Below are 24,900 nucleotides of genomic sequence, written 5' to 3'. Positions count from 1 at the left end.
ATTATTGGTCCTCCGCTGCTGCAACCGCGGGGTTTTCTGCAGGCAGATTGGTGTTATTGTCGCCCAACATAATGTGGTCAAGGATCTGGCGCATAATGGTACCCACAGCCGGGCCCGCGCCACCGTTCTCAAGAATTATGGCGACAGCAACCTGGGGCTTATCATAGGGTGCGAAGGCCGTCATCAGCTTGTGGTCACGTAAGCGCTCGGCGATCTTATGTGCGTTATAGGTTTCATTGGCTTTCAGGCCAAAGACCTGTGCAGTACCGGATTTCGCCGCAATTTTGTAAGGTGCGCCAGCGAAATATTTGTGTGCAGTACCGTTAGGACGGTTGGCTACACCGTACATGCCGTCTTTTGCGATTTCCCAATAACCGGAATGAATGTCACCAACGGGTGGTTCGTGCGGCTGAATCCACGGCACTTGCTTGCCGTTTTCTGCCGTACTCATCAGCAGATGCGGAACTTTTACCAAACCGTCGTTGATAAGGATCATCAGCGCTTTACTCATCTGGATAGGGGTTGCTGTCCAGTAACCCTGACCGATGCCGACCGGAATGGTATCACCCTGGTACCATGGCTTTTTGAACCGTTTTTGCTTCCACTCGCGGGTTGGCATGTTTCCGGCGCGCTCTTCGGCAAGATCGATACCCGTATATTGACCGTAGCCAAACTTGCTCATCCACTCTGAAAGGCGGTCTATCCCCATATCATAGGCGATTTGATAGAAAAACGTATCCGCCGACTCTTCCAGAGAACGGGTGATGTTCAGATGGCCGTGCCCCCATTTTTTCCAGTCGCGGTAACGTTTTTCAGAGCCCGGTAATTGCCACCAACCCGGATCGAACAGACCAGTATTGCGGGTGATGACGCCTGCACTTAATGCAGAAACCGCGACGTAAGGTTTAACCGTCGAAGCAGGAGGGTAGACACCCTGAGTTGCGCGGTTAACCAATGGGGTATTCGGGTCATTGAGCAACCCGGAGTAATCTTTACTCGAGATACCATCGACAAACAGGTTCGGGTCGTAGCTCGGCATGGACACCAGTGCGAGAACGCCACCGGTACGCGGGTCGGTGACTACCACCGCGGCACGACTGCCCGCCAGCAGCGTTTCGATGTACTGCTGGAGTTTCAGGTCAAGGGTGAGATAGATATCGTGCCCGGCCTGCGGCGCCACTTCTTTCAGTTGGCGAATGACGCGGCCACGGTTGTTCACTTCAACTTCTTCATAACCCGTCTGGCCGTGAAGTACGTCTTCATAGTAGCGTTCAATACCCAATTTACCGATGTCGTGCGTCGCCGCGTAGTTGGCCAGCTTGCCGTCTTTGTCCAGGCGGTCCACGTCTTTATCGTTGATCTTCGATACGTAGCCAATGACGTGGGTCAGCGCAGAGCCGTAGGGGTAATAGCGGCGTTTATAGCCTTTAACTTCGACGCCGGGAAAGCGATATTGATTAACGGCGAACCGTGCCACCTGCACTTCACTGAGGTTAGTTTTTACCGGAATGGAGGTGAAGCGGTGTGAACGGGCGCGCTCTTTTTTAAAGGCGGCAATGTCGTCGTCCGTCAGGTCTACGACGTTACGCAGCGCGTCGAGGGTATCCTGAACGTTGTCGACCTTTTCCGGCATCATTTCTATCTGATAAATGGTGCGGTTAAGGGCGAGCGGAATTCCGTTACGGTCATAAATGATGCCGCGACTGGGGGCGATAGGCACCAGTTTGATGCGGTTTTCGTTCGAGCGAGTCTGATAATCAGTAAAGCGAACGATTTGCAGATTATAAAGGTTGGCGATCAGCACGCCGGTGAGCAGCAAAATCCCCAAAAAAGCGACCAGCGCCCGGCGCACAAACAGCGCGGACTCAGCCGAATAGTCGCGAAAAGAATTCTGTAGTTTCATCCGCTGCTTAATCTACTCAAGAATCAATGATCACTCACGGTGATAAGGATGGTTGGTGGTGATGCTCCACGCCCTGTACAGACTCTCCGCGACCAGAACCCGAACAAGAGGGTGAGGAAGGGTTAACGCAGAGAGTGACCAGCTTTGTTCCGCTGCCGCTTTACAGGCAGGAGAGAGACCTTCCGGCCCGCCAATCAACAGACTGACGTCACGACCGTCCAGTTTCCAGCGTTCCAGTTCAGTCGCCAACTGCGGCGTGTCCCAGGGTTTACCAGGGATATCAAGGGTGACGATGCGGTTTTTGCCTGCGGCAGCCAGCATCTGCTCACCCTCTTTGTCGAGAATGCGTTTAATATCCGCGTTCTTGCCGCGTTTTCCTGCCGGGATTTCGATCAGCTCAAAGGGCATATCTTTCGGAAACCGACGGAGATACTCCGTAAACCCGGTTTGCACCCAGTCAGGCATTTTCGTACCCACAGCGACAAGTTGCAGCTTCACGCATTAACTCCAGAGTTTTTCCAGTTCATACAGGCGACGGCTTTCTTCCTGCATCACGTGGACAATCACATCACCGAGGTCAACGACGATCCAGTCTGCAACGTTCTCGCCTTCTACGCCGAGCGGCAGCAGACCAGCAGTGCGGGACTCCTGAACAACGTGGTCTGCGATAGACATTACATGACGGCTGGACGTGCCGGTGCAGATAATCATGCAATCAGTGATGCTGGATTTGCCCTGAACGTCTAAGGCGATGATGTCTTGACCTTTCAGGTCATCAATTTTGTCGATTACAAAATCCTGAAGTGCTTTACCCTGCAAGTGTTCCCCCTGGGTGAAAAGAGTTAAAAACGTCTGTTAGTATACCTGAACCAGAGGCGATATCGGGACAAATGTCTCCGAAAGCGCTTTTGAAGTGCGCTATCATCCCACCCCACGCCGCAGAATGCATCGCCATTTTTGTAAAACAATTTCTGCAAAGCTCTGAAGGGCGGGAAAAGTCAGGTTGCGGAGAATAACAGCCTGTCATGGGGTGTCAATGGGAGAGAAGCCCTTCGGCAGAAAAAACAGGGCTTTCACTCCCCGTCGTGCCATACAGCCCGGCTGTTGAGCACTTTCAGAACCGCAAAATCGTCGCAAAAATCAATTGCGCTCCAGCAACCTTGTTCGACGCGAAAATGCCACATTGCTGCAGCCGGCATGGACAGCAGACGGGCGATCAACACGCTCAGAACACCCTGATGGCTCACCACCAGTAGGTTTTGGCACGTTTTGTAATCAGCGAGCTGAGCAATAAAGCGTTCCACGCGCTGGGAAAACGCCTGAAAACCTTCACCATTGGTTGGCGTCGCATTCTGCCAGTCGTTACACCACACGGCGTAGTTTTCGGCGTCTTCTCGCGCCAGATCGCGATGATGGCGCATTTCCCAGTCACCAAAAAACATCTCATTGAGCTCAGGCATGTTGCGCACAGGAACCTCGCGATCGCCTAAGATCAACTGCGTTGTATGGCGGGCACGTTCCAACTCGCTGCACAGAACGTTGTCGACAGGCACATTGCGTAACAGCGTACCCAGTGTTTGCGCCTGAGCGATACCCCGTTCCGTTAGCGGTGTGGGGGCGTGACCGCTGTATAAACCAGCGACATTGGCTTCAGTTTCTCCATGACGTACTAACCAGAGTCTCATTTTTTCCTCTTGAGGTTATTCGCACAAAACATGATGTTTGCCCTGATTGCGCAGAGATTTTTCACTAAAATACCTTTTTTTGCGTGGAGCGGCACGATGTCTTTATTGAAGAGCGCGCATGGTGGCAATACCCGAGAAGCCGCCGAACTGTTGGGCATCTCGCCTGAACAATTGTTGGATTTTAGCGCGAATATTAATCCGCTGGGTATGCCGGCAAGTTTAAAACGCGCGATCGTCGACAACCTGGACTGCGCGGAGCGTTACCCGGATGTTGATTACGCTAAATTGCATGCGGCGCTGGCGGAGCATCATCAGATTCCTGCCTCATGGATACTTGCCGGAAACGGCGAGACTGAGTCGATTTTCACTTTGGTGCAAGGACTTAAACCACGTCATGCGATGATCGTGACGCCCGGGTTTGCTGAATATCGTCGGGCGCTGCAATGGGGAGACTGTACGATCCATGAGTTTGCGCTGCGCGAAGACGATGGCTGGCAGCTTACCGATGCAATCCTCGATACGTTAACCTCAGAGCTGGACTGCCTGTTTCTCTGTACGCCCAACAATCCCACTGGCTTGCTGCCCGATAACCGCCTGCTGCGCGAAATAGCCGCGCGTTGTGAGTTGCTTGGGATCAATCTGATCCTTGATGAAGCGTTTATCGATTTTATTGCCGGGGAGCAGGGGTTTATTCCGCTGCTTCGGGATAACCCGCATATTTGGGTGCTGCGCTCGCTAACCAAGTTCTATGCGATACCGGGGCTGCGGTTAGGGTATCTGGTCAACAGTAATGAACAGGCTGTTGCACAGATGCGCCGTCGACAAATGCCGTGGTCAATTAACGCATTTGCAGCACTGGCAGGCGAGATTATTTTACACGACAGCGCATATCAGCAGGCAACATGGAAGTGGCTGGAGCAAGAGGGCGCGAGGTTTGATCGGCAGTTGAAAGAACTGCCCGGCCTGACGGTGTATCCTGGCAGGGCAAATTATCGCTTATTGCGCTGCGATCGGGCGGATTTTGATCTGCAACGCGCAATGCTGGAACAACATGTCTTGATTCGCAGTTGTGCTAATTATCCGGGGCTGGATGCGCGCTATTATCGGGTAGCCGTTCGCAGCCAGGAAGAGAATAACCGCCTGTTGGCGGCTCTACGCAAGGTGCTTAGCGGTACAACCCCTGCTGATTGATATAGTCAAGCACTGCAGCTGGCATCAGGTCGTCGCACGGCTCGCCTTTTTCCAGACGCTCACGGATGAGCGTGGCGGAGATGTTAAACCACGGCGTTTCAGCCAGATAAATTTTCCCGCAAGGCAAGTTGTGCAGGTCATCTGGCGAATGGGTCAGATGATCCTCCAGCCACTGCTGGTGCTTTTCCTGCGCCATTTCGAGCGGATAGCCCGGACGTCGGCAGACAATGAGGTGGGTGTTACCCAGAATCGTGTCGTAGTCATGCCAGGACGGAAAGGTAAGCAGTGAGTCCTGGCCAATAATAAACGCTAATGGCACGTCCGGTCCTTGCTCCTCGCGCCACTCTTTGAGCGTTTGCGCGGTGTAGGAGGCGGTATCGCGTTTCAGTTCGCGTTCATCAAGGGAGAACAACGGCTTATCGGCAATGGCCAGTTCAACCATGCGTTGACGTTGTTCGCCGGACGCTTCGGGTTGCGCACGATGCGGCGGCACGTTATTGGGCATGATAATGACCCGGGAAAGGCCAATCAGATTCGCCAGAATTTCAACCGGTTTAAGATGACCATAATGCACCGGATCAAAGGTGCCACCGAACAGAGCCTGCAATGATTTCATATCAACCATCAATAAAAACATCGGCCAGCGATTTATGGCAGAGTAACAGGGAAAGCCCCTCAAGTTCCGCCCACACTGACTGACCATAGTCTTGTTTAAGCGTAATTTCCGTACGCGTTAACAGCGTTACCGCCTGACGCAACTGCGCAGGATTCAGCCGGTTTAGCGCGTCTCCCATCATACCCCGGCGATTTTGCCACACCCGGTGTTTATCAAACAACGTGCGTAAAGGCGTATGAGCTGACTGCCGTTTTAAGTTGACCAACAGCAGTAATTCACGCTGTATCGTGCGCAGCAAAATAACCGGCTCACTGCCTTCCAGGCGTAACTGTTGCAGAATGTGCAGCGCGCGTTTGCTTTTGCCCATCAGCAGCGCATCCACCCAATGGAACGGGGTAAAGTGCGCGGCATCGTTAACGGCTTTCTCCACGCGAGGCAGCGTTAGTTTGCCATCAGGCCAAAGCAATGCTAGCCGTTCCAGCGCTTGCGCCAGTGCTAACAGATTACCTTCATAGCAATAACACAACAGCTGATTCGCTGCGTCATCCAGTTGTAGATTGTTAAGCCTCGCCCTGGCGGCGACCCAACGAGGAAGCTGTGCTTGCTCCGGCGTCTGGCAGCTTACCTGCACCGCATTATTGGCAAGTCCGGTATACCATGCGGCGTTTTCCTGCGCTTTAGTCAGTTTGTTGCCGCGAACGATCAGCAGCAGGTCGTCATGTAGCAGTGTGACGAGTGAAGCGAGCTGTTCGTTAATGGCGGCATTGGGGCCATTTTCAGGCAACTGCAAAAGTAGGGTTTGACGGCTGGCAAACAGGCTCATTGCCTGGCAGAGTGAAAAAATCTCTCCCCAGTCGGTGCTATTGTCCAGGGTGAAAGCGTGGTGTTCTTCGAACCCTTGTGTGGCGGCAGCCTGACGGATAGCGTCCTGGCTTTCCTGCAACAAGAGAGGATCGTTACCTAAGAGCAAATACGCCGCGCGCAGCCCCTCATTGAGCTGTGCGCGGAGTTGTTCAGGGTACAACTTGAGCATCAGTTACCCAGCGTGGTGGAAACACGCGCCGGAGATGACGCAGGCTCTGCGGCTTTTGTTGCCGCTGGCTTAGCATCATCATCAGCATTGGATGACAGAGTATCGGCCAGATGTACGCTTGGCAGCTTACGAATTAACTGTTCAGCCGCTTTGTCATACATCTCTTTGATGATCATGTCCTGCTCGTTATCCTTCGCCAGCGCAGCCTGTGGGTTGTCAAAGAACGAACGATAAACTTTGGCGCTGATTGGATAAATATCATGACCTGGGATCAGCACGGATGCACTCACGGACATCACCATCTGGTATTCTGCCGTTTGACCGTTCTGGAATACCGACGCCGTATCCTGCGATATGCTGACCGCGCCAAGACGCAAGGACGTCACATCTTTACGCATTGAGCCGTCCTCTAGCAGCGTAACGCCGTTCAGACGCAGCTGATTACGAACCGCGCGGCTTAATGGGCCGTTTGGATCCCCAGAGTCCAGAATCATGGTTTTCATTGAGGGTGGGACCTGCGTAGTATTACGCAGATGCCATCCACATCCGGCGGTGACAAGCACCGCCAGAGATAACAACAATGTTGTCAGAAGTCGCACGCTTCCTCCCGCGCTTAGCCAACGACCAGATTGAGGAGTTTACCCGGTACATAAATCACTTTACGTACGGTAACGCCATCAAGATATTTTGCTACCAGATGCTCCTGGCCAGCACGCTCACGAACCTGCTCTTCAGTGGCGTTTACCGGAACGGTGATTTTGCCACGTACTTTGCCGTTTACCTGAACCACAACCAGCGTTGAGTCTTCAACCATTGCCGCTTCGTCCGCCACCGGCCACGGTGCGTTGTCGATATCGCCTTCGCCTTTCAGTGCTTCCCACATCGTGAAGCAAACGTGTGGGGTGAACGGGTTCAGCATGCGAACGACGGCCAGTAAGGCTTCCTGCATCAGGGCTCTGTCTTGTTCGTCTTCCTGCGGTGCTTTCGCCAGCTTGTTCATCAGCTCCATAATCGCCGCAATTGCGGTGTTAAAGGTCTGACGACGACCAATATCATCGGTAACTTTAGCAATGGTTTTATGTACGTCGCGACGCAGCGCTTTTTGGTCTTCGCTCAACGCATCAACGTTCAGGGCAGCAACATCGCCTTTGGAAGTATGTTCGTAAACCAGCTTCCATACACGTTTCAGGAAGCGGTTCGCCCCTTCAACGCCGGATTCCTGCCATTCCAGCGTCATATCAGCCGGAGAAGCGAACATCATGAACAGACGTACCGTGTCAGCGCCGTAACGTTCAACCATGACCTGCGGGTCGATACCGTTATTTTTCGACTTGGACATTTTGCTCATGCCGGTATAGACCAGTTCATGGCCTTCTGCGTCCTGAGCTTTGACGATACGACCTTTTTCGTCGCGCTCAACGATGGCATCAACCGGAGAAACCCAGTTACGCTCGCCGTTTGCACCAACGTAATAGAACGCATCAGCCAACACCATACCCTGGCACAGCAGCTGTTTGGCCGGTTCGTCAGAGTTGACCATGCCCGCATCGCGCATCAGCTTGTGGAAGAAGCGGAAGTAGAGTAGGTGCATGATGGCGTGTTCAATACCACCAATGTAGATATCAACTGGCAGCCAGTAGTTTGCGGCTTCTGGATCCAGCATCCCTTCGTTGTACTGCGGGCAGGTGTAGCGCGCGTAGTACCAGGAGGATTCCATAAAGGTATCGAAAGTGTCGGTTTCGCGCAGCGCAGGCATGCCGTTAACGGTGGTTTTTGCCCACTCCGGATCGGCTTTGATTGGGCTGGTTATGCCGTCCATAACCACGTCTTCCGGCAGAATAACCGGCAACTGATCTTCTGGCGTCGGCAGTACGGTACCGTCTTCCAACGTCACCATCGGAATTGGCGCACCCCAGTAACGCTGACGGGAAACACCCCAGTCACGCAGACGGTAGTTCACTTTACGCTCACCCACGCCTTTCGCTACCAGCTTGTCAGCAATGGCGTTGAAGGCAGCTTCGAAGTCGAGGCCGTCAAACTCGCCGGAGTTAAACAGCACGCCTTTTTCGGTCAGAGCTTGTTCAGACAGGTCCGGCTCTGCGCCTTCAGCGGTCAGAATTACTGGCTTGATGGTCAGGCCATATTTTGTCGCAAACTCGTAATCGCGCTGATCGTGGCCCGGAACGGCCATGACTGCGCCCGTACCGTATTCCATCAGGACGAAGTTTGCTGCCCAAACGGGGATTTCTTCGCCAGTCAGCGGATGAACGGCTTTAAAGCCCGTGTCGACGCCTTTCTTCTCCATGGTTGCCATTTCGGCTTCAGCAACCTTGGTGTTGCGGCATTCGTCAATGAAGGCAGCCAGTTCTGGGTTATTTGCAGCAGCTTTCTGCGCCAGCGGGTGACCTGCGGCAACGGCCAGATAGGTCGCACCCATAAAGGTGTCCGGGCGGGTGGTGTAAACGGTCAGCGTGTTGTCGTAACCGTTCACATCGAAGGTGATTTCCACGCCTTCAGAACGGCCAATCCAGTTGCGCTGCATCGTTTTCACGGTGTCAGGCCAGTGATCCAGGTTATCCAGGTCACGCAGCAGTTCGTCAGCGTAAGCGGTGATTTTGATGAACCACTGTGGGATCTCTTTACGCTCGACTTTGGTATCGCAACGCCAGCAGCAGCCGTCGATAACCTGTTCGTTTGCCAGTACGGTCTGGTCGTTCGGGCACCAGTTGACCGCAGACGTTTTCTTGTACACCAGGCCTTTTTTGTACAGCTCGGTGAAGAATTTCTGTTCCCAACGGTAGTATTCCGGGGTGCAGGTCGCCAGCTCACGGCTCCAGTCGTAACCGAAACCCAGCATTTTGAGCTGGTTTTTCATGTATGCGATGTTGTCGTACGTCCACGGTGCTGGCGCGGTATTGTTTTTAACCGCAGCGCCTTCTGCAGGCAGACCGAACGCATCCCAGCCAATTGGCTGCAGTACGTTTTTGCCCAGCATGCGCTGGTAGCGGGCGATCACGTCACCGATGGTGTAGTTACGTACGTGGCCCATGTGTAGTCGACCAGAAGGATAGGGAAGCATAGACAGGCAGTAATACTTCTCTTTGCTCTCGTCTTCGGTAACTTCAAATGTGCGCTTCTCATCCCAGTGAAGCTGTACTTTGGATTCTATCTCTTCCGGGCGGTATTGCTCTTGCATGGCAGCCAGTGGTCCTGTTTTCAATACAGCTACAAACGTAGCTCTAGATGTGGTGTTTCAGATCCGCATAGCATAGCCCAAACGCCCGCGCCAAAACAGCCTTTCGCGCATTCAGCGTTGAATTCCCGCAAGGATAATTCTTGCACGAATTTACACACTCTGTGGACAGTCTTGCAAAGCGTAGCGTAAATAACGTCTATTATTATAGACAGTTAACGACCCAGGAGGCGAAGCGATGAACAAGGTTGCTCAATATTACCGTGAACTGGTGGCTTCACTGAGCGAACGTCTGCGTAATGGTGAACGCGATATTGATGCGTTGGTGGAGCAGGCGCGTCAACGAGTTATGCAGACCGGGGAGTTAACGCGAACCGAGGTGGAAGAGCTCACCCGGGCCGTCAGACGTGACCTGGAAGAGTTTGCTCTGAGCTATGAAGAAAGTCTCGATGAGGAGACAGACAGCGTTTTTATGCGGGTTATCAAGGAGAGTATCTGGCAGGAACTGGCCGATATTACCGATAAAACGCAGCTCGAATGGCGAGAAGTGTTCCAGGATCTCAGTCATCACGGGGTTTATCACAGCGGTGAGGTGGTCGGATTAGGTAATCTGGTCTGCGAGAAGTGCCACTTCCATTTAGCGGTTTACACCCCGGATGTGCTACCGCTGTGTCCGAAATGCGGGCACGATCAGTTCCAGCGGCGACCGTTTGAGCCGTGATCGCTTATTGCCGGATGGCGACGCAAAGCGTCTTATCCGGCCTACAAATTGCACGATTTTGTAGGCCGGATAAGCGTTAGCGCCATCCGGCGTGTATTAGGCGTAAAACTTCAGCCGTTCTGCCAGCAAATCGACAAACCCTTGACGATCCACGTCTACCATTACGGTGGCGTTTGGCTTATTGCCGCTCAGGAAGTAGTAATCCACCACGGTCATTCCCTGGGTATATTTACCCTGAGTTTCCACGCCGACCCAGCGTTCAACGGTGGTAAACAGTTCAGGTTTCAGCAGCCAGGCAATGGTGCATGGATCATGCAGTGGTGCGCCGATGAATCCCCATTTTTCATCTTTGTGATATTCAAAGAAGAAGTCGAGTAGTTCAGCCACGATCGTCGAAATGGGATTGCCGATAGCGCGGAACCGCTCGGTATCTTCGCGATGTATTTGCGCTTTATGCGTGACGTCCAGACCAGCCATCACCACTGGAATGCCAGACTGGAATACGATTTCAGCGGCTTCAGGATCCACGAAAATATTGAACTCGGCGGCGGGCGTCCAGTTTCCGAGGCCCATCGCACCACCCATAATTACGATACGGGCGATTTTGGCGTGCAGCTCAGGATGGCTATTCAGGAGCAATGCGACGTTAGTTTGCGGCCCGGTGGAGACAATCGTCATCGGTTCCGGGCTTTCACGCAGGGTTTTCGCCATCAGTTCCACGGCGGTACAGTCTTGTGGCGCAAAAGCGGGTTCCGGCAGCGCCGGGCCATCCAGCCCACTCTCGCCGTGAACGTTATCGGCGATAATCAGATCGCGCATCAGTGGCTTCACTGCGCCACCAGCTACTGGTATATCCGTACGGTTGAGCAACGTTAACATGCGTAACACGTTACGCAGCGTTTTGTCTGGTGTCTGGTTACCGGCTGATGAGGTTATCGCTTTCACATCCAGTTCTGGTGAGGCGAGGGCGAGCACAATTGCGATAGCGTCGTCATGACCCGGATCGCAATCAAACAGGATAGGAAGTGCCATTGTTGCTCCTTGTAAGTGGGACTTTGTGACAAGGTTAACGCTGGGCTGTATGTGTTTCGAGAGGCGAAGGGATAAAGCGTGAGGTGGCGCGCACATGGAGGTGCGCGCCAGCAAGATTAGTGCAGTATTTTCGCGAGGAAGTCTTTGGCGCGGTCCGATTTCGGATTAGCGAAGAACTCTTCTTTCGGCGAGTCTTCAACAATTTTCCCTTCATCCATGAAGATCACCCGGTTCGCCACTTTACGCGCAAAGCCCATTTCGTGGGTTACCACCATCATGGTCATCCCTTCATTGGCCAGTTCAACCATAACATCCAGTACTTCGTTGATCATTTCAGGATCAAGCGCCGACGTTGGTTCGTCAAACAGCATGGCGATAGGATCCATGCACAGCGCCCGGGCGATAGCGACACGCTGTTGCTGGCCCCCTGAGAGCTGAGCTGGAAACTTCTCCGCATGTGCTGACAGACCAACGCGTTCCAGTAACTTTTGCGCTTTGTCACGGGCCGGCTTTTTATCGCGCTTGAGCACTTTTACCTGCGCCAGAGTCAGGTTCTCAATGATCGACAGGTGAGGGAACAGTTCAAAGTGCTGGAACACCATACCAACGCGAGAGCGCAGTTTGGCCAGATCGGTTTTTTTATCATTCACCACTGTACCATCAACGGTGATGACGCCTTGTTGTACCGGCTCCAGCCCGTTCACCGTTTTGATAAGCGTTGATTTACCGGAACCTGAAGGGCCGCAGACCACCACCACTTCCCCTTTTTTCACTTCCGTGGAGCAGTCGGTCAGCACCTGAAAGTGACCATACCATTTAGAAACATTTTTCAGGGTAATCATTAAACTGTCCTTTTCTTCAAATAGCTGACCAACAACGATGCGCTCAGACTGAATACAAAATAAACGGCGCCAGCAAACAGGATCATTTCAACCTGCGTGCCGTCACGCTCGCCAATGGTGGAGGCGGTACGGAAGAAGTCTGCCAGACTTAATACGTAGACCAGCGAGGTATCCTGGAAGAGTACGATGCCCTGGGTTAGCAGCAGCGGTACCATCGCGCGGAATGCCTGCGGCAGAATAATGAGCTTCATCGACTGCCAGTGGGTCATCCCTAGCGCCAGCGCGGCGCTGGATTGCCCACGAGAAATACTCTGGATACCGGCACGGATAATCTCGGAATAGTACGCGGCTTCAAACATCGAAAACGCGACCATTGCTGAGATCAGGCGAATATCGGTTTTTGGCGACAGACCCAGTACGTTTTGCAGGAAGCCGGGCACAATCAGGTAGAACCACAGCAGCACCATGACCAGCGGAATAGAACGAAATACGTTGACGTAGCCTTTCGCAAACCAGGCAATCGGCGCGAAGCTGGACAGACGCATTACTGCAAGGATGGTTCCCCAGACAATACCAATGACTACCGCCGTAACGGTGATTTTCAGCGTGATGATTAACCCATCCAGCAGATACGGCAGGGAAGGGATGATAGAACTCCAGTCAAATTCGTACATTATTTGCCTCCCAAATTGCCAGGCAGGCGGATTTTACGTTCAACAAGATTCATCACCAGCATGATGACGGCGTTAATCAGGACGTAGGCCAGAGTGATAGCGGTAAACGATTCCCATGCGTGGGCGGAGTAATCCAGCAGTTTGCCCGCCTGTGCCGCCATATCGACCAGGCCGATGGTGGAGGCGATCGCGGAGTTCTTCACCAGGTTCATCATCTCTGAGGTCATTGGCGGAACAATCACGCGGTAAGCGTTTGGCAGCAGCACATAGCGGTAGGCCTGCGGTAGCGTTAGCCCCATCGCCAGTGCGGCGTTTTTCTGCCCACGAGGCAGAGACTGAATTGCGGCGCGAACCTGTTCGCAGACGCGCGCGGCGGTAAACAGCCCCAGACAAAGCATTGATGAGAGGAAGAACTGGATGTTGGGATCCAACTCAGCCTTGAACCACATCCCAATGTTTTCCGGCAGCAGTTCCGGAATAACCAGATACCAGGTAAAAAACTGGACGATGAGCGGAACGTTACGAAATAGCTCAACGTACAGCGTGCCGATCCCAGAAAGGAAACGATTTGGAACGGTACGTAAGATGCCGAATAAAGAGCCTATGAGGAAAGCGATAATCCAGGCGGTGATGGATAACGCGACAGTGACCTGGAAACCACTCCAGAGCCAGCCGAGATAGGTGGTGTTGCCGAACGGGGCTTGTTGTAAAAAAATACCCCAGTTCCAGTCTATAGACATAAATCTACTCCAGAAAAAAAAGGGTAGCAGCGCTACCCTCGAAGATTGTTATTCGGCGTTTTGCGGTTTTCAGGCCTGATGGGGAACGACCATCAGGCTTATAGTCTGTCCGTGCCGAGTAACAATCGAGAGGGAGGGGAAGCCTCCCATTTATTTTAGTTAGTTAAGCGCTTTATCATTTGGTTCTTTGAACAGAGCTTTCATCTCGTCTGACAGTTCGAAATTCATGTTCAGGTTCTTCGGCGGAATTGGGTTTTTAAACCACTTATCAAACCATTTCTCAGCTTCGCCTGAGGTTTGCGCCTTGGCGATAGTGTCGTCCATCAGCTTTTTGAACTCAGGATCATCTTTGCGCAACATACAGCCGTAGGCTTCCTGAGACTGTGGCTTGCCGACGATCTCCCAGTTGTCTGGTTTCTTCGCTTTCGCGCGCTCGCCAGCCAGCAGGGCGTCATCCATCATAAAGGCAACGGCACGACCGCTTTCCAGAGTACGGAAAGAGTCACCGTGGTCTTTCGCGCTGATGATGCGCATATCCATTTTTTGTTCTTCATTCAGCTTGTGCAGCAGAACTTCGGAGGTGGTACCCGAAGTCACGACTACGGCTTTACCTTTCAGATCGGCGAAATCTTTGACGTCGCCGCCTTTTTTCGCCAGCAGACGGGTGCCGACAACGAAAATGGTGTCAGAGAAAGCGGCTTGTTTTTGGCGCTCGACGTTGTTGGTGGTGGATCCACATTCAAAATCGAAGGTGCCGTTTTGCAGCAGCGGGATACGGTTTTGTGAAGTAATCGGGATCAGTTTCACCTGCAGATCAGGCTTGTTCAGCTTTTTCTTCACGGCGTCAACGATCGCGTTGGAGTAATCCTGTGAATAACCGACCACTTTTTGCTGATTATCGTAGTAAGAAAACGGTACTGATGATTCACGGTGGCCGACAACGATCACGCCATTTTTGGCGATCTTATCCAGCGTGCTGCCTGCCGCTGGTGCTGCGTCTTCTGCGTGCGCCAGACCGGCGGACATTCCCATGACCAGCATGGCAGTGGCGAGCTTACGTAATTGCATATCCAACTCCTTTATCGTCTGCGCCAGGGACGCATTGATACCCATTGTGATGTTGTTATTGTTTGCTACTAAAACGTGCAGTCTTGTATGTGTTTGTTAACATTTAGTTTGGATGAATGTAAAGAATTTGCTGTGTTATTGTTTATTTTTGCGAAGTGCGCCGCACCATTTGGGGGCAAAAATATCTTGTTGCACTTTTCAGGTGCTACCGGCGCTCAACTTTGGTGCGACCAGGTTGCACATTCAGCCAAAACAGCGTTTGCCTTGTAGAACAAAGCAATAGACGTGCCAGAATGGTCTTTTGGAGGGGGGAAGTAGGCCTGATAAGCGTAGCGCCATCAGGCACGATGCTGCACAACTGCCGGATGGCGGCGTACCGCCTTATCCGGCCTGCATTTGATGGGGCGCTGTTTTACTTACGACGTTGGCGCAGACTCATTACCACTGCGCCAAAGCCAAACAGCGCGGTTAGCAGCCAGAGCGGCCAGTTTCCGGTACGGGCATAAGGGGTTAAGCCCGTCGTTGGCGTCACGCTGGTGGTCAGCACCTGACGGGTAAACTGCGGGATCATCGCCTGAACTTCGCCCTGTGGACCAATCACCGCCGTAATACCGTTGTTGGTGCTACGCAGCAGAGGTCGCGCCAGCTCCAGGGAACGCATACGCGCCATCTGGAAGTGCTGCCACGGGCCAATAGATTTACCAAACCATGCATCGTTAGAGATAGTCAGCAGGTAGTCCGTATCCGGGCGGAAGTTATCCCGTACCTGTTCGCCAAGAATGATTTCGTAGCAGATGGCAGCGGTCAGCTTAAAGCCGTGTGCATGCAACTGTGGCTGTACATAAGGACCGCGGCTGAACGAAGACATTGGCAGATCAAAGAATGGCGCTAGCGGGCGCAGGATAGATTCCAGCGGGACAAATTCGCCAAACGGTACCAGATGGTTTTTGTTGTAGCGGTTGCTGGAGTCGTAGCTGTATGGGCTGTCTTTACCCAGTGTGATGATGGTGTTGTAGGTGTCGTAACGATTCTGCTTGTTCAGACGCGCGTCTACAATACCGGTAATCAGCGTGCTGTTTTTCGATTTCAGCAGGTCATCCATCATGCTCAGAAAACGCTGCTGGTTAATTTCCAGGTCCGGAATAGCGGATTCTGGCCAGATGATGAGCTGTGATTTGCCCATCTCAGGCTGGGTGGCGTCGAGATAAATCTTCAGGGTGTTGAGTAACTGGCCTTCATCCCATTTGAGCGACTGCGGGATGTCACCCTGCACCATCGAGACCTGGGTGGTTTTTTCCGGCTCCAGCGTGTACCACTGAATATAACGTAGCGGGAAGGGCAGAGCGAAAAGCACCACGGCGGCAGCCAGCGGCTTCCAGTTACGCGTTACCAGTGCAAGTGCCAGCAGGCCGCTAACCATCATCAGCAGGAAGTTTATCGCCTCAACGCCCATTACCGGCGCCAGCCCTTTTAACGGACCGTCGATCTGGCTGTAGCCGAATTGCAACCACGGAAAACCGGTCAGTACCCAGCCGCGTAGAAATTCAGTGATTTGCCAGACTACCGGCGCGGCAATCGCTACACGTATCCAGGTGGTTTTCGGCCACAGACGCGCCAAAACGCCGGCAAACAGGCCAGTGTAGAGGGAAAGGTAAGCAGCAAGCAGAACCACGAGGAAGACGTTAACAGGGCCCGGCATACCGCCAAACTGCGCGATACTGACGTAAACCCAGTTGATGCCTGAGCCAAACAGTCCCAGTCCCCAGAAATAGCCGATAGCGGCAGACTGGAGCGGACGGCGGTTGAAGGTGAGAGCCTGCAGGCCCATCAGCGAAATAATCGCAGCGGGCCAGATGTCATACGGTGAGAAAGCCAGTGTCCCGCAGGCACCGAATAATAACGCCAGCAGCAGGCGAATGCGCTGGCGTTCAATTAAAGGGGCAAATGCCATGTAGTCTTAGATCCAGTTTCGGGTTTATTCGTCCAGTTTGGGCTGGGGTGAGTCGTCCGGAATTCTGACATGAACCTGAATAATACGACGGCTGTCGGCCATTGCCACTTTGAACTGGTAACCATCAATGTCGATGGTCTCTCCACGCGCGGGCAGATGACCGAAGGCCTGCATGACCAATCCGCCAATGGTATCTACTTCTTCATCGCTGAAATGCGTGCCGAAAGCTTCGTTGAAGTCTTCAATCGGCGCCAGCGCGCGAATAGTCCAGGTGTGGCGACTGAGCTGACGGAAATCAATATCGTCTTCTTCGTCGTACTCATCTTCAATTTCACCGACAATCAGTTCAAGGATGTCCTCAATGGTCACCAGACCTGAGACACCTCCAAACTCGTCGATGACGATAGCCATATGATAACGCTGGGAGCGGAATTCTTTCAGCATGCGGTCAACCCGCTTGCTTTCAGGGACGACAACCGCCTGGCGTAACACTTTCTCCATGCTGAAGGCTTCGGCATCGCTACGCATAAACGGCAGCAGATCTTTGGCCATCAGAATCCCTTCAATGTGATCCTTGTCTTCGCTAATTACCGGGAAACGCGAGTGGGCAGACTCAATAATGACATCGAGGCATTCGTCCAGAGTTTGGTTGCGTTTCAGGGTAATCATCTGGGAGCGAGGGATCATGATGTCGCGAACGCGTTGGTCCGCAATATCCATTACCCCTTCGAGCATATCGCGCGTATCTTCATCGATAAGGTCGTTTTGCCCGGAATCACGGATCAGCTCCAACAGTTCGTCGCGGTTTTTCGGTTCACCGTGGAAAAGTTGGCTCAGTAACAGGGAAAAAAATCCCTTTTTGCTGTTTAAGGTGTCACTACTGTGTGAATTGTCGTCGCTCATGGCGTCGTATGGGTTCTCATGTTAGTTAATACAAAGCGCGTCATGCGTTTACTCAGCTGTTGACGGCATATCTCTTCATTGTACTTCAAACCTTGTAGGCCTTATCAGGCCTACAAGATGTCGAAATGCTTACTCTTTCTCGGCAATGTACGGATCCTCATAGCCCAGAGCAAGCATAATCTCTGTTTCGAGGGATTCCATCTCTTCCGCTTCATCGTCTTCAATATGGTCGTAGCCGAGTAAATGCAGGCTACCGTGCACCACCATGTGCGCCCAGTGGGCCTCAAGCGGTTTGCTTTGCTCCTGCGCTTCTTTCTCAACCACCTGACGGCAGATGATCAAATCGCCCAGCAGCGGCATCTCAATGCCCGGCGGAGCCTCAAACGGGAAAGAGAGCACGTTGGTGGATTTGTCTTTCCCGCGATAGGTCAGGTTCAGGTCGTGGCTTTCCGCGTCATCGACCAGACGAATCGTCACTTCAGACTCTTCCTGAAATTGCGGGATCACCGCATCCAGCCAGCCCTGAAACTGACTTTCTGTTGGCAGACCGGATTCGTCTTCACATGCCAGCTGTAAATCGAGGATAACCTGACTCATTTTTGTTCCTGCTCCTGAGCTTCGCGCTTGCGTTCTGCAGCCTGCTCGGCTTTGCGTTTCTGTTCTGCTTCTTCCCAGGCTTCATACGCCGTGACGATACGGGCAACCACCGGGTGGCGCACCACGTCTTCGCTATGGAAGAAATTAAAACTAATTTCGTCGACTTCAGCCAACACTTCAATGGCATGACGCAGACCGGATTTGGTGCTACGCGGCAGGTCAATCTGGGTGATATCGCCAGTGATGACCGCTTTGGAGTTAAAGCCGATACGGGTCAGGAACATTTTCATCTGTTCGATGGTGGTGTTCTGGCTTTCATCAAGAATGATGAACGCATCGTTCAACGTACGACCGCGCATATAGGCCAGTGGCGCAACTTCAATGACGTTACGCTCAATCAGCTTTTCAACCTTTTCAAAGCCGAGCATTTCGAAAAGCGCGTCATACAGCGGTCGTAAATACGGATCGACTTTCTGGCTGAGATCTCCTGGCAGGAATCCCAGTTTTTCGCCCGCTTCCACTGCCGGACGGGTCAGCAGAATGCGACGGATCTCCTGACGCTCAAGCGCATCAACCGCAGCGGCAACCGCGAGATACGTTTTACCCGTACCCGCAGGGCCAACGCCAAATGTGATGTCGTGGTCGAGGATATTCGCAATGTACTGTGCCTGGTTCGGCGTGCGCGGCTTAATTACTCCACGCTTGGTTTTGATGTTCACCGCTTTGCCAAATTCAGGCACGCTGTCTGCGCTTTGCTCAAGTACTCGCGCTTCTTTGATCGCCAGATGAATTTGTTCAGGCTCGATGTCCTGCGTCTGACCGCGCATTGGGGCGGTATCGACGTACAGGCTACGTAAAATATCTGCCGCAGCGGTGACGCAAATTGGACGACCGGTCAGTTTAAAGTGGTTATCACGGCGGTTAATTTCGATGCCGAGGCGACGTTCCAGCTGTTTGATGTTGTCATCAAATGGGCCGCAAAGGCTCAACAGGCGGGCGTTGTCTGCGGGTTCAAGGGTGATTTCGCGAGTGTCTATGTTCAAACTGTTCCTCTTATGCATGTCTCGCCGGACGCTGAACATTTACCGGCATCTAAGGAAATTATTCACGCCATGGGGGAAAGGCGCAAGCATTGCAGCAAATATGGGGATGATAGGGCAGATTACAAGACCCGCCGGGACAGCGAGCCCAGGATTGTAGGCCCGATAAGTGTAGCGGTATCGGGCCTTTTTTACGTTTTTCAGCAGGATTAAGGCTGATAAATACCGACGCCCAGATCGTTTTCTTTGCGGGTACGCGCAATGACCGATTCAGGGGATTCTGCGATACGCAGACCCATTTCGTCCTCGGTACGCACCACTTTACCGCGCAGGGAGTTAGTCCAGACATCGGTAATTTCTACGTCTACGAACTTACCGACCATATCCGGGGTGCCTTCAAAGTTCACCACACGGTTATTTTCGGTACGGCCTGACAGTTCCATGATGCTCTTACGCGATGTGCCTTCAACCAGAATGCGCTGGGTCGTGCCGACCATACGGCGGCTCCAGGCCATAGCTTGCTGGTTGATACGCTCCTGTAGAATGTACAGACGCTGTTTCTTCTCTTCTTCCGGTACGTCGTCAACCATATCGGCGGCAGGGGTGCCAGGACGCGCAGAGAAAATAAAGCTGTAGCTCATGTCAAAATTGACGTCAGCAATCAGCTTCATGGTCAGCTCGAAATCCTGAGTGGTCTCACCCGGGAAGCCAACGATGAAGTCGGAGCTAATCTGGATATCCGGACGCGCAGCGCGCAGTTTGCGGATGATCGCTTTGTATTCCAGCGCGGTATGGGTACGCCCCATCAGGTTCAGTACGCGGTCTGAACCGCTCTGTACCGGCAGATGCAGGAAGCTCACCAACTCTGGCGTATCGCGATAAACTTCAACGATATCATCGGTGAATTCGATCGGATGGCTGGTGGTGAAGCGGATACGATCAATACCGTCGATCGCTGCGACCAGACGTAACAGATCGGCAAAAGATCCGATCGTGCCGTCGTAGTTCTCACCACGCCAGGCGTTCACGTTTTGCCCCAGCAGGTTCACTTCACGCACGCCTTGGGCTGCAAGCTGGGCGATTTCAAACAGAATATCATCCGCCGGACGGCTGACTTCCTCACCGCGGGTGTAGGGCACCACGCAGTAAGTACAATATTTATTACAACCTTCCATGATGGACACAAACGCGCTTGGACCTTCAGCACGCGGTTCTGGCAGGCGGTCGAACTTTTCGATCTCCGGGAAACTGATATCAACCACCGGGCTACGGGTCGTGCTTCCACGCACTTTGTTGATCATTTCCGGCAGGCGGTGCAGCGTTTGCGGCCCAAAAATAATATCGACGTAATGCGCGCGCTGGCGAATATGATCGCCTTCCTGAGACGCAACACAGCCACCGACCCCAATGATGAGCTTGGGGTTTTTCTCTTTTAACAGTTTCCAGCGGCCCAGTTGATGGAACACTTTTTCCTGAGCCTTCTCACGGATTGAGCAGGTATTCAGCAGCAGCACATCCGCTTCTTCCGCCACGTCAGTCAGTTGATACCCATGAGTGGCATCCAGCAGATCGGCCATCTTCGATGAATCGTATTCGTTCATCTGACAGCCCCAGGTTTTAATATGGAGTTTTTTGGTCATCGACTTGCTCTTGCGAAATTGTGGCTGAAATGCAGGGCGCATAGTGTACTGCTTTGGCGCGGTTGTGACCAGTATGACGGATGTCAGCCTCAAGGGGTAAAAAATCCTGTAAACTTACACAATACATGTAACTGGATAATTGACCATGACAAATCAACCAACGGAAATTGCCATTGTCGGCGGGGGGATGGTCGGCGGCGCGCTGGCGCTTGGACTGGCGCAGCATGGATTTACGGTAACGGTCATCGAGCATGCCGTTCCCGCGCCGTTTGTGGCTGACGGACAGCCTGATGTCAGAATTTCTGCCATTAGTTCCGCGTCGGTGTCGTTGCTAAAAGGGCTGGGCGTCTGGGATACGGTGCAGGGGATGCGCAGCCATCCTTATCGTCGACTGGAAACGTGGGAGTGGGAAAATGCCCATGTGATGTTTGATGCCGCCGAGCTTAAGCTGCCTCTGTTGGGCTATATGGTGGAAAACACGGTCCTGCAACAGGCGCTCTGGCAGGCGCTGGAAGCTCACCCCAAAGTCACGCTGCGCGTACCGACGTCCCTGATTTCTTTGCATCAACATAACGATCGACATGAGCTTGAGCTGGCAGGCGGCGAAACCATCAGCGCGAAGCTGGTCATCGGCGCCGATGGTGCCAACTCTCAGGTGCGAAAAATGGCCGGGATTGGTATCCATGCCTGGCAGTACGCGCAGTCCTGTATGTTGATAACCGTGCAATGCGAAAATTCACCGGGAGACAGCACCTGGCAGCAATTTACGCCTGACGGCCCGCGCGCGTTTTTACCGCTGTTTGATAACTGGGCCTCGTTGGTGTGGTACGACTCACCGGTTCGCATCCGCCAATTGCAAGCGCTGAATATGCCGCAATTGCAGACGGAGATTGCTAAACATTTTCCATCGCGACTCGGTAAGGTGATGCCAGTGGCTGCGGGGGCGTTCCCGCTTACGCGTCGTCATGCGCTGCAATATGTGCAACCGGGGCTGGCGCTGGTAGGTGATGCCGCGCATACCATTCATCCGCTGGCGGGGCAGGGCGTTAATCTGGGCTTTCGTGATGTTGATGCGTTGATTGATGTGCTGGTGAACGCGCGCAGCTACGGTGAATCCTGGGCCAGTCAGCCGGTGCTCAAGCGCTATCAGAATCGCCGTATGACTGACAATTTCATCATGCAAAGCGGTATGGATCTGTTCTATGCCGGATTCAGCAATAACCTGCAGCCGCTGCGCATCATGCGTAATCTCGGGCTCATGGCCGCAGAGCGCGCTGGCGTACTGAAACGTCAGGCACTGAAGTATGCGTTAGGATTGTAATTCAGGCAGGCCTACGGGGAAAATACGTAGGCCTGATAAGCGGAGCGCCATCAGGCGATAAATGCAGAAAAGCAAAAAGCTCGCCGAAGCGAGCTTTTTTAATATGGCTGGGGTACGAGGATTCGAACCTCGGAATGCTGGTATCAGAAACCAGAGCCTTACCGCTTGGCGATACCCCAACGGGTGCACCCACAGAGTGGACGACTTTTTGAAATTGGCTGGGGTACGAGGATTCGAACCTCGGAATGCTGGTATCAGAAACCAGAGCCTTACCGCTTGGCGATACCCCAACAATTTTTTGGATTTACCGAACGAGTCGATATGTCCTTAATATGGTGGCTACGACGGGATTCGAACCTGTGACCCCATCATTATGAGTGATGTGCTCTAACCAGCTGAGCTACGTAGCCAAATACTAACATTTTCTTCGATGGCTGGGGTACCTGGATTCGAACCAGGGAATGCCGGTATCAAAAACCGGTGCCTTACCGCTTGGCGATACCCCAATGACCGTTGCGGTGAACCGCTATATCGAAGAAAAAATGGCTGGGGTACCTGGATTCGAACCAGGGAATGCCGGTATCAAAAACCGGTGCCTTACCGCTTGGCGATACCCCATCCGTGCAACGCTTACGGGTGAATGGTGCGGGAGGCGAGACTTGAACTCGCACACCTTGCGGCGCCAGAACCTAAATCTGGTGCGTCTACCAATTTCGCCACTCCCGCAAAAAAGATGGTGGCTACGACGGGATTCGAACCTGTGACCCCATCATTATGAGTGATGTGCTCTAACCAGCTGAGCTACGTAGCCATCTTTTTTTCGCGTAACCTTATCGGCGTTGCGGGGCGCATTATGCGTATTGAGCCTTGAAGCGTCAACCCCTTTTTCATTGAAAATAGCTGGAATGTGACTGTTTGGTTAGGTTGCGAACAGCATGACGCAATATTCGGCAATTATTAGTTATTAATTGTTTTTTTGCACAGAAAACAAACATAAAAAAAGAGCCCCGCAGGGCTCTTATCTAAGGATTAACTTATTTATAAGCGGACTGGTGTACGCCAACGGCACGGCCAGATGGATCGTTCATGGTTTTAAACGCCTCATCCCATTCGATCGCCTTGGCAGAAGAACAGGCAACCGACGGCCCGCCAGGCACGCATTCGGCAGCGCTTGCTACCGGGAACAACTCTTCGAAAATCTCACGGTACAAATACGCTTCTTTTGACGATGGCGTGTTGTACGGGAAACGGAAGCTGGCGGTTTCCAGTTGTTGGTCTGAAACTTGTTCTGCAGCCACCTCTTTCAGCGTGTCAATCCAGCTGTAACCGACACCGTCAGAGAACTGCTCTTTCTGACGCCATGCGACGCTTGCCGGCAGGTAGGACTCAAAACATTCGCGCAGAACGTGTTTTTCCATTTTGCCGTTGCCGCACATTTTGTCCTGTGGGTTGATGCGCATCGCCACATCAAGGAATTTCTTATCCAGGAAGGGCACGCGGGCTTCTACACCCCAGGCCGACATGGCTTTGTTGGCACGGGCGCAGTCGAACATATGCAGCGCTTGCAGCTTGCGCACGGTTTCTTCGTGCAGTTCTTTTGCATCTGGCGCTTTGTGGAAATAGAGATAGCCGCCAAACACTTCGTCCGAACCTTCACCCGACAACACCATTTTAATGCCCATCGCTTTAATTTTACGCGACATTAAGTACATTGGCGTCGAGGCGCGAATCGTCGTGACATCGTAAGTTTCGATGTGGTAAATCACGTCGCGGATCGCATCCAGACCTTCCTGCACGGTGAAGTGGATCTCATGGTGCACGGTCCCCAGATGGTTCGCCACCTCTTGCGCAGCTTTCAGATCCGGAGCGCCTTCCAGGCCGACGGCGAAGGAGTGCAGCTGTGGCCACCAGGCTTCGCTACGTTCCTGATCTTCAACACGGCGTGCCGCATATTTTTTAGTTATCGCGGAAATGACAGATGAATCCAGACCACCGGACAGCAGTACGCCATAAGGAACATCTGACATCAGGTGGCTTTTCACCGCATCTTCCAGTGCCTGGCGCAGCTCGTTTTTATCAGTAACGTTGTCTTTGACGGCATCGTATTCAAACCAGTCGCGCTGGTAGTACTGACGAATTTCACCGTCTTTACTCCACAAATAGCTACCGGCCGGGAATTCTTTGATTGTGCGGCAGACAGGAACCAGCGCTTTCATCTCAGACGCAACGTAGAAGTTACCGTGCTCGTCGTAACCCATATACAGCGGGATGATCCCGATATGATCGCGACCGATCAGGTAGGCGTCCTGCTCGCTGTCGTACAGGGCAAAAGCAAACATGCCTTGCAGGTCATCGAGGAACGCGGGTCCTTTTTCCTGATACAGCGCGAGGATAACTTCGCAGTCGGAACCGGTCTGGAACTGGTAGCGATCGCCGTATTCAGCACGCAGTGTCTGGTGGTTATAAATTTCACCGTTAACCGCCAGGATATGTGTCTTCTTCATGTTGTACAGCGGCTGAGCACCGGCATTGACGTCGACGATGGACAGACGTTCGTGCGCCAGAATGGCGTTATCACAGGCGTAAATACCTGACCAGTCCGGGCCGCGGTGGCGCATCAGACGAGACAGTTCCAGGGCTTTTTTACGCAGTTCAACTGCGTCAGTTTTAATATCGAATACGCCAAAAATAGAACACATAACCTTCTCCGTTAACCTGTTGCGTGATGCTTTTTATGTTTGCTTGATAAA

Annotated in this window: 22 protein-coding genes and 7 tRNA genes; 3 read left to right on the top strand and 26 right to left on the bottom strand. The window is 52.8% G+C overall.

Annotated features, from left to right (window positions below):
- Position 1: 1 nt before the first annotated feature.
- From mrdA to OGX96_RS12720, 4 genes are all read right to left on the bottom strand, one after another.
- On the bottom strand, positions 2-1,903 hold the full coding sequence (mrdA, locus tag OGX96_RS12735) for a peptidoglycan DD-transpeptidase MrdA (RefSeq protein ID WP_003831292.1): 1,902 nt from the start codon (positions 1,901-1,903) through the stop codon (positions 2-4).
- Between the two features lie 30 nt (positions 1,904-1,933).
- A complete protein-coding gene (rlmH, locus tag OGX96_RS12730; protein ID WP_003022725.1) occupies positions 1,934-2,401 on the bottom strand; it encodes a 23S rRNA (pseudouridine(1915)-N(3))-methyltransferase RlmH in 468 nt (155 codons plus the stop codon).
- 3 nt (positions 2,402-2,404) lie between these two features.
- A complete protein-coding gene (gene rsfS, locus OGX96_RS12725) occupies positions 2,405-2,722 on the bottom strand; it encodes a ribosome silencing factor (protein ID WP_003022728.1) in 318 nt (105 codons plus the stop codon).
- Positions 2,723-2,976: 254 nt separating this feature from the next.
- Positions 2,977-3,588, bottom strand: a complete 612-nt coding sequence (locus tag OGX96_RS12720; RefSeq protein WP_008784086.1) for an adenosylcobalamin/alpha-ribazole phosphatase — start codon at positions 3,586-3,588, stop codon at positions 2,977-2,979.
- A 96-nt stretch (positions 3,589-3,684) separates the two neighbouring features.
- On the opposite strand from OGX96_RS12720, the gene cobD reads away from it, so the two are divergent.
- Positions 3,685-4,779, top strand: coding sequence for a threonine-phosphate decarboxylase CobD (cobD, locus tag OGX96_RS12715; RefSeq protein ID WP_008784087.1), 1,095 nt, complete (start codon positions 3,685-3,687; stop codon positions 4,777-4,779).
- Here the strand turns inward: cobD and nadD are convergent.
- The 4 genes from nadD to leuS are packed head-to-tail and all read right to left on the bottom strand — an operon-like array spanning position 4,754 to position 9,624.
- Positions 4,754-5,395 (bottom strand): nicotinate-nucleotide adenylyltransferase, encoded by a 642-nt coding sequence (nadD, locus tag OGX96_RS12710; protein WP_100247219.1) that lies wholly within the window; start codon positions 5,393-5,395, stop codon positions 4,754-4,756. The genes cobD and nadD overlap by 26 nt on opposite strands.
- A 1-nt stretch (position 5,396) precedes the next feature.
- Complete coding sequence (holA, locus tag OGX96_RS12705) at positions 5,397-6,428, bottom strand: DNA polymerase III subunit delta (RefSeq protein ID WP_234096026.1); 1,032 nt, start codon at positions 6,426-6,428, stop codon at positions 5,397-5,399.
- Complete coding sequence (gene lptE / locus OGX96_RS12700; protein ID WP_191221715.1) at positions 6,428-7,027, bottom strand: LPS assembly lipoprotein LptE; 600 nt, start codon at positions 7,025-7,027, stop codon at positions 6,428-6,430. The genes holA and lptE overlap by 1 nt, the downstream gene beginning before the upstream one ends.
- A gap of 14 nt (positions 7,028-7,041) precedes the next feature.
- The gene (leuS, locus tag OGX96_RS12695; protein WP_095533124.1) at positions 7,042-9,624 is read right to left on the bottom strand and encodes a leucine--tRNA ligase; all 2,583 of its coding nucleotides are present in this window, start codon (positions 9,622-9,624) and stop codon (positions 7,042-7,044) included.
- Positions 9,625-9,859: 235 nt separating this feature from the next.
- On the opposite strand from leuS, the gene OGX96_RS12690 reads away from it, so the two are divergent.
- Positions 9,860-10,342 carry a zinc ribbon-containing protein gene (locus tag OGX96_RS12690; protein WP_003022748.1) on the top strand — a complete coding sequence of 161 codons (483 nt, stop codon included), beginning with the start codon at positions 9,860-9,862 and terminating at the stop codon, positions 10,340-10,342.
- A 96-nt stretch (positions 10,343-10,438) separates the two neighbouring features.
- On the opposite strand, the gene rihA is transcribed toward OGX96_RS12690, so the two are convergent.
- From rihA to miaB, 10 genes are all read right to left on the bottom strand, one after another.
- Complete coding sequence (gene rihA, locus OGX96_RS12685; RefSeq protein ID WP_079934606.1) at positions 10,439-11,374, bottom strand: pyrimidine-specific ribonucleoside hydrolase RihA; 936 nt, start codon at positions 11,372-11,374, stop codon at positions 10,439-10,441.
- 116 nt (positions 11,375-11,490) lie between these two features.
- Entirely contained in the window at positions 11,491-12,216 is a 726-nt protein-coding gene (gene gltL, locus OGX96_RS12680) for a glutamate/aspartate ABC transporter ATP-binding protein GltL (protein WP_003022754.1), read from the bottom strand.
- Entirely contained in the window at positions 12,216-12,890 is a 675-nt protein-coding gene (gene gltK / locus OGX96_RS12675; protein WP_003831315.1) for a glutamate/aspartate ABC transporter permease GltK, read from the bottom strand. Before gltK ends, gltL begins: the two co-directional genes overlap by 1 nt.
- Entirely contained in the window at positions 12,890-13,630 is a 741-nt protein-coding gene (gene gltJ, locus OGX96_RS12670; RefSeq protein ID WP_003831316.1) for a glutamate/aspartate ABC transporter permease GltJ, read from the bottom strand. Before gltJ ends, gltK begins: the two co-directional genes overlap by 1 nt.
- 159 nt (positions 13,631-13,789) lie before the next feature.
- Positions 13,790-14,698, bottom strand: a complete 909-nt coding sequence (gltI, locus tag OGX96_RS12665; RefSeq protein WP_003831318.1) for a glutamate/aspartate ABC transporter substrate-binding protein GltI — start codon at positions 14,696-14,698, stop codon at positions 13,790-13,792.
- A 412-nt stretch (positions 14,699-15,110) separates the two neighbouring features.
- Complete coding sequence (lnt, locus tag OGX96_RS12660) at positions 15,111-16,649, bottom strand: apolipoprotein N-acyltransferase (RefSeq protein WP_198801716.1); 1,539 nt, start codon at positions 16,647-16,649, stop codon at positions 15,111-15,113.
- Positions 16,650-16,673: 24 nt separating this feature from the next.
- A complete protein-coding gene (corC, locus tag OGX96_RS12655; RefSeq protein ID WP_003022770.1) occupies positions 16,674-17,552 on the bottom strand; it encodes a CNNM family magnesium/cobalt transport protein CorC in 879 nt (292 codons plus the stop codon).
- A 129-nt stretch (positions 17,553-17,681) separates the two neighbouring features.
- On the bottom strand, positions 17,682-18,149 hold the full coding sequence (gene ybeY / locus OGX96_RS12650) for an rRNA maturation RNase YbeY (RefSeq protein ID WP_286583210.1): 468 nt from the start codon (positions 18,147-18,149) through the stop codon (positions 17,682-17,684).
- Positions 18,146-19,192, bottom strand: coding sequence for a PhoH family protein (locus OGX96_RS12645; protein ID WP_003022776.1), 1,047 nt, complete (start codon positions 19,190-19,192; stop codon positions 18,146-18,148). The genes ybeY and OGX96_RS12645 overlap by 4 nt, the downstream gene beginning before the upstream one ends.
- Before the next feature lie 206 nt (positions 19,193-19,398).
- Entirely contained in the window at positions 19,399-20,829 is a 1,431-nt protein-coding gene (gene miaB, locus OGX96_RS12640) for a tRNA (N6-isopentenyl adenosine(37)-C2)-methylthiotransferase MiaB (protein ID WP_286583207.1), read from the bottom strand.
- Between the two features lie 145 nt (positions 20,830-20,974).
- Between miaB and ubiF the strand changes: the two genes are divergently transcribed.
- A complete protein-coding gene (gene ubiF, locus OGX96_RS12635; RefSeq protein ID WP_286583206.1) occupies positions 20,975-22,150 on the top strand; it encodes a 3-demethoxyubiquinol 3-hydroxylase in 1,176 nt (391 codons plus the stop codon).
- Positions 22,151-22,254: 104 nt separating this feature from the next.
- On the opposite strand, the gene OGX96_RS12630 is transcribed toward ubiF, so the two are convergent.
- The 8 genes from OGX96_RS12630 to asnB all read right to left on the bottom strand — a co-directional run bounded on the left by OGX96_RS12630 (position 22,255) and on the right by asnB (position 24,849).
- Positions 22,255-22,329 (bottom strand) — tRNA-Gln (locus OGX96_RS12630).
- A 36-nt stretch (positions 22,330-22,365) separates the two neighbouring features.
- Positions 22,366-22,440 (bottom strand) — tRNA-Gln (locus OGX96_RS12625).
- A gap of 43 nt (positions 22,441-22,483) precedes the next feature.
- Positions 22,484-22,560: transfer RNA gene (locus OGX96_RS12620), tRNA-Met, on the bottom strand.
- Positions 22,561-22,581: 21 nt separating this feature from the next.
- Positions 22,582-22,656, bottom strand: a tRNA-Gln gene (locus OGX96_RS12615).
- 37 nt (positions 22,657-22,693) lie between these two features.
- Positions 22,694-22,768, bottom strand: a tRNA-Gln gene (locus OGX96_RS12610).
- A gap of 23 nt (positions 22,769-22,791) precedes the next feature.
- Positions 22,792-22,876 (bottom strand) — tRNA-Leu (locus tag OGX96_RS12605).
- 8 nt (positions 22,877-22,884) lie between these two features.
- A tRNA-Met gene (locus OGX96_RS12600) sits at positions 22,885-22,961 on the bottom strand.
- A 223-nt stretch (positions 22,962-23,184) separates the two neighbouring features.
- Positions 23,185-24,849: an asparagine synthase B gene (asnB, locus tag OGX96_RS12595; protein WP_003831332.1), complete on the bottom strand. Its 1,665-nt coding sequence runs from the start codon at positions 24,847-24,849 to the stop codon at positions 23,185-23,187.
- Positions 24,850-24,900: the final 51 nt, after the last annotated feature.

The sequence above is a fragment of the Citrobacter sp. Cpo100 genome (assembly GCF_030332595.1).
GTDB classification, from domain to species: Bacteria; Pseudomonadota; Gammaproteobacteria; order Enterobacterales; family Enterobacteriaceae; genus Citrobacter; species Citrobacter portucalensis.
This window is presented reverse-complemented; position numbering and strand designations above follow the sequence as displayed.